Origin of the sequence: Kitasatospora sp. NPDC057512 (genome assembly GCF_042802135.1) — a bacterium.
Taxonomy (GTDB): domain Bacteria; phylum Actinomycetota; class Actinomycetes; order Streptomycetales; family Streptomycetaceae; genus Kitasatospora.
In genome coordinates this window covers 1-4,668 of sequence record NZ_JBHVET010000685.1, presented here as the reverse complement: position 1 = coordinate 4,668, position 4,668 = coordinate 1, and the positions used below count along the sequence as shown (strand labels likewise).

Sequence of the window (4,668 nt, the reverse complement as noted above, 5' to 3'; positions counted from 1 at the left end):
CCCCTGCCCTTCCGGACCCTTCACCCTGCCCCGCCCCTGTGCCATCCTCGCCCGAGGACCAGGATCCGTCCCCCGGAGGCAGTCATCCACGTGAAGCGGCAGACAGCACGGCCCGAGTCCGCGGCCAGCCGGCGACCGTCCCTGGAGGCCCCCGCCCCCGCCGTGGCGGGTACCGCCCGGCCCGCGCCCGGCCCGCTCACCCCCGCCACGGCCCTCGCCCTTCAGCGCACCGCCGGCAACCGCGCGGTCGGCGCGCTCCTCGCACGGGGGCGGCACACCCACGGCGTACCGGTCCAGCGCGCGGCCGGGAAGGTGGACGAGGCCAGCTTCGCCGAATTCACGTGCCAGTTCGCGAACTTCGTGCACAAGGCCGGGACGTACGACAACTTCGAAGGGGTCTTCTGGGAGTTCAAGGACGAACAGGACATCTACAACGACGCCGTGTACAACAAACCCCGCTTCCAGCAGGAGGTGCGGACCCGGATCTGGGACGAGGCGCTGGAGGACGCCAACGCCTACCGCACCTCGGCCAAGGAGATGGGCATCGCCACCGATGCGCCGATTCGCCTCTACCGGAAGATGTCCGCCCAGGAGGCCGCCGTCTTCACCGGCGCCGGGACCATCCGCAGCCGGCTCACCACCGCCATGAACCACAACAGCAGCGACCAGTACCGCAAGTACTTCACCACCTCGCTGTCGCACACCAGCGTGTTCAGCAACGCCAACTCCTCCGACCCGGACGACGAGCGCGTCCTGGAGTTCACGCTCAAGCAGGACGACTACTGGGCGTTCCTCCAGCGGCGCGGTACGCCCAACCAGCTGCCGGGGGCGTTCAACACCCCGAACTCCGCGGTCGTGAACCAGGAGCAGCTGCGGGCCGGCCCGAACGCGAACTTCCGCACCGCCGCCCAGGTGGACGAGGTGTACCAGAAGCAGACCCACCACAACGTCGGCATCGGCCACGGGAACGTCGCCGAGTTCGCCCGGATGGCGACCAGCATCCGCGAGGTGGCGCCCGAGGAGGTCCCGGCCGCCGTCGCCGCCGCCCGCGCCACCATGCTCGCCGCCCTCAAGCACCCCCGGACCTGACCCGCCCCGCGGACCGCTCGGCGGCACCCCGGCGGCGCCCCGGGCTGTCGGGCCGGGCAGTCAGGGCCGGGCGGTCGGGGCGCTGCCGGGTTCGGTAGCCTCCGGGGATGCCCGCCTCCCCGCACCCCGCCCGGCTCACCACCCGGCTCGTCGACGGACTCCTCTGCGCCTACGCCCCGGCCGCCGGCACCGTGGGCGTGCTGTCACCCGCCGTGGCCTGCCCGCCGGTCCCCGGGGACGGGGTCCTCGCCCACGCCGTCGCCGCCGACCTGTGGCACGCCTACTACACGACGCTCCACGTGGCCGTCTGCGTGACGGCCGACGGCACGCAGCTCTGGCGCACGCCCTTCGAACCGGCGGCGGACAACGCCCACGGCCACCTGCCCGACTGCGAACTGTCCCCGGACGGGCGGGTGCTGTGGGTCTACCGGCCCGACGCCATGGCGGGCCGCGACCGGCCGGACCAGTGGGTCGCCGTGGACGCCGCGAGCGGGGCGGTCCTCGCCCGGGCCGACCTGGAGATGGTCGGGCACGGCGGCGTGCAGCTGGCGCACCCGGCGGGCGGCGGGATGCTCCTCAACGTGGGCGAGGGGCAGGACGGCACCGCCGTCTACCGCGCGTCACTGGCCGGCGGCCGGCTGGAACTCCTCCGCTACCCGTGGGACGACCGCTGCCTCGTCGACCTGTCCCCCGACGGGCACCGCTTCCTGACCGTCGACCACGCCCAGAGGGACCTCACCGCCCACGCCTTCCCCGGCGGCGAGAGGGTGTTCACCCTCACCGTCGACGACTTCGGCCACGACCCGGACACGGTCTTCCTGGAGTGGAGCGGCGGCTACCTCACCCCGGACACCCTCCTCGCCACCCTCGTCGGCGAGACCGAGGACGAGGAGGACTGGTTCCGCCACTACCGCGTCGACGCCCGCACCGGCCGCGTCCACGGCGAGTTCGACGCCCACGCGGCGGACCCGTACGACCTGCGGCCGCTCGGCGACGGCTCCTGGCTCACCACCGGCCCCGACGGTCACCCGGTGCGCCGCACCGCCTCCTGACCGGGGACCGGCCCCGCGGGGGTCAGGTCACCGGGGGCCAGGTCGGCGGGAACCAGCGAGTACAGGACGAGGTCGGTACGGCCGTGGTGGGTGAAACCGGCGTTGCGCAGCACGCCCTCCTCGCGCAGGCCGGCATTCAGGGCGGTGCGGCGGGAGGCGGTGTTGGCGGTGGCGGCCTTGAGTTTGGCTCTCAGTAAGAGCTATCCGTCGAGAGCGCGGAGCCCTCTTCCCACACGCGCCCCCTCACCCACCCCTTTCGGCGGGCCGCCCGCGTGCCGGGGCGGCCGGGGCCGTTCGAGTGCGGAGCGGCGTCTCAGGTCGCCCGCTGGCCGTGGAGGAGGGCGGGCAGGGAGCGGCCGGCGAGGGCCTCGGCGGCGCGGGCGGCCTGGGAGGGGGCCATGACGTCCGGCACGTTGCGGGCAGGGACGAAGCGGGCGCCGAGCAGGCCGCTCCGGCGCCGCGCGGGGACGGTGATCTGGGTGCTGTCGGGGACGGTGCCGCCGTCGTAGACGAGGGTGAGGCGCTCCAGGTGGCGGTCGGCCGGGGTGAAGTCGACGGCGAGGACGTGGGTGAGACGGGCGATCAGGCCGGTCTCGGCGTGGAGGTGGCGGGCGGCGGCCAGGTGCGGGGCCTCGTCGGGCTTCGCGGATCCGCCCGGCAGGATCATGCCGTCCATGTAGTCCGGGTCGACGAGCAGGACGTCGCCGCGCTGGTTGCGGACCAGGACGAGGCAGCCGAGCCGGCACACGGGGGGCTTGGCGGGCGGTCGGGGGTCTTGCACGGGGGATGTCACTTTCTCGGAGGGCATCTCACTTCTCCCCGGGCCGTTTGTGGACCTCGAAGGCCTTCCAGGCGCCGTAGGCGTCCCCGAAGAGGACGAAGGCGGCGGGTTCGCCGTCGGGCCGGCGCAGCCACTCGCCGGTGATCTCGTTGCGGACCCGGTAGCGGTCGGCGGCGGTGTCCCAGCGGACGCCGTAGCCGTGGAGGCGGGTGAGGACGCCAACGTACTCACCGCCACCCTCCCCCGCCTCATCGGACAGTGCTTTGATCACGCTCGATCCCATGGGTACGACTCCTTTCACGCGGCCTACGCGGAAATCATCGGCACCCGGATGGCTCATGGATGTCCCATCTCCAGGACACCTGCCACGTCTCGGCGCTACGGTCCAAGAAAGCCCGAACGTCTCAGGATTTCTCTTGAACACTGCGCTTCAGCAAGGTATGACGGCAGCCCGCCTGTCCCCTCGCCAACTCGCTTCCCGGGTCGGTGTCACACCCAAGACGGTGGAACGCTGGCTCTCTGATGCATCGCTGGTCCCGCATCAGCGGAACCGAATCGATGTCTGCGCGGCTTTAGGGGTTGATGAACGAGTGATCTGGCCCGACAGCGTCCGGGCGAACGTCAAGACCGGGCACGACCGGGAAGTGTTCGCCGTCTATCCGCACCGGTCGACCTGCCCTCGATCGGTCTGGGCACAGCTGATCGCCGAGGCACGGTCCGAGGTCTTCCTCGCCGGATACACCAACTACTTCGTCTGGCTGGAGCAACCCGCACTCCTCCAGACCCTGCGGCGCAAGGCCGACAGTGGCTGCCGCATCCGCTTCCTGCTCGGTGATCCCGATTCCGAGACGACGCGCCGGCGCGAGCAGGTCGAGGACGTCGCCCTCACCGTGTCCACCCGGATCCGGGTCACACTGGAGAACCTGGCCAGGCTCTCCGACACCGAGAACATCGAAGCCCGCTTCAGCGCATCGGATGACGGCCCCAACCACATCGGCCTGTCCGTCTTCCGTTTCGACGAACACGCCCTCGTCACACCGCACTTGGCCCGAAGCGTCGGCCATGACTCCCCGCTGATGCACCTGCGGCGCAGCGGGGAGAACGGCATGTTCGACCGTTTCGCCGAGCACGCCGAGGAACTCTGGTCCCGGGGCAACGCCATCCACCCCAGCCCCACCCGGGCGTAGGAAGTCGGCCCCGCCGACTTCCCGCTCCTCCAGGACGGTCCCGGCGGCCCCCGGCGGGCCGGTCCGGGCCTGCGCGTACGGGCTCGGGGCGGGTTGTCGGTGCCGGATGGCAGGCTGCGGCCATGAGTTACGACCTTGCGGTCTGGGAGGGCGAGCGCCCCGCGGACGACGCCGCGGCGGGCCGGTGCTTCGAGGACCTGTACGAGCGCTACCTCGGCACCGAGGAGGAGAACCTTCCCCCGACCGAGCGGATCGCGGCCTTCGTGGCCGCGCTGCTGGAGCGGTGGCCCGACCTCGCCGAGGACGGGGACGACACCTCGCCGTGGGCGAGCGGCCCGCTGATCGGGGAGGCGAGCGGCCCGCTGGTCTGCCTCCCGATCCGCTGGAGCATGGTGGAGGAGGCCTGCGTCCACATCGCGAAGGTGGCGTCCTCGCTGGGCCTCACCTGCTTCGACCCGCAGTCGCAGTGCCTCTGGCCCTGACCGCCGCACGGCAGGCAGCCGACGGCTGACGGCTGACGGCTGACGGCTGCCACCGCGGAGCCCCGGGGAGTGGGAAG

Annotated in this window: 7 protein-coding genes; 4 read left to right on the top strand and 3 right to left on the bottom strand. The window is 72.2% G+C overall.

Annotated elements, in window-relative coordinates; genetic code table 11:
• Positions 1–90 precede the first annotated feature (90 nt).
• Positions 91–1,089 (top strand): hypothetical protein, encoded by a 999-nt coding sequence (locus ACFU6K_RS31880; RefSeq protein WP_380668940.1) that lies wholly within the window; start codon positions 91–93, stop codon positions 1,087–1,089.
• A gap of 107 nt (positions 1,090–1,196) precedes the next feature.
• Positions 1,197–2,141, top strand: a complete 945-nt coding sequence (locus tag ACFU6K_RS31875) for a hypothetical protein (RefSeq protein ID WP_380668938.1) — start codon at positions 1,197–1,199, stop codon at positions 2,139–2,141.
• On the opposite strand, the gene ACFU6K_RS31870 is transcribed toward ACFU6K_RS31875, so the two are convergent.
• The 3 genes from ACFU6K_RS31870 to ACFU6K_RS31860 form a co-directional block, all read right to left on the bottom strand.
• Positions 2,114–2,254 carry a hypothetical protein gene (locus ACFU6K_RS31870; protein ID WP_380668936.1) on the bottom strand — a complete coding sequence of 47 codons (141 nt, stop codon included), beginning with the start codon at positions 2,252–2,254 and terminating at the stop codon, positions 2,114–2,116. The two genes, ACFU6K_RS31875 and ACFU6K_RS31870, sit on opposite strands and share 28 nt — an antisense overlap.
• Before the next feature lie 200 nt (positions 2,255–2,454).
• Positions 2,455–2,922, bottom strand: a complete 468-nt coding sequence (locus tag ACFU6K_RS31865) for an NUDIX domain-containing protein (RefSeq protein ID WP_380668934.1) — start codon at positions 2,920–2,922, stop codon at positions 2,455–2,457.
• A gap of 28 nt (positions 2,923–2,950) precedes the next feature.
• Entirely contained in the window at positions 2,951–3,205 is a 255-nt protein-coding gene (locus ACFU6K_RS31860) for a hypothetical protein (RefSeq protein WP_380668932.1), read from the bottom strand.
• Positions 3,206–3,425: 220 nt separating this feature from the next.
• Between ACFU6K_RS31860 and ACFU6K_RS31855 the strand changes: the two genes are divergently transcribed.
• Positions 3,426–4,109, top strand: a complete 684-nt coding sequence (locus ACFU6K_RS31855) for a DUF5919 domain-containing protein (RefSeq protein ID WP_380668930.1) — start codon at positions 3,426–3,428, stop codon at positions 4,107–4,109.
• A 122-nt stretch (positions 4,110–4,231) separates the two neighbouring features.
• On the top strand, positions 4,232–4,591 hold the full coding sequence (locus ACFU6K_RS31850) for a hypothetical protein (protein WP_380668928.1): 360 nt from the start codon (positions 4,232–4,234) through the stop codon (positions 4,589–4,591).
• Positions 4,592–4,668 lie beyond the last annotated feature (77 nt).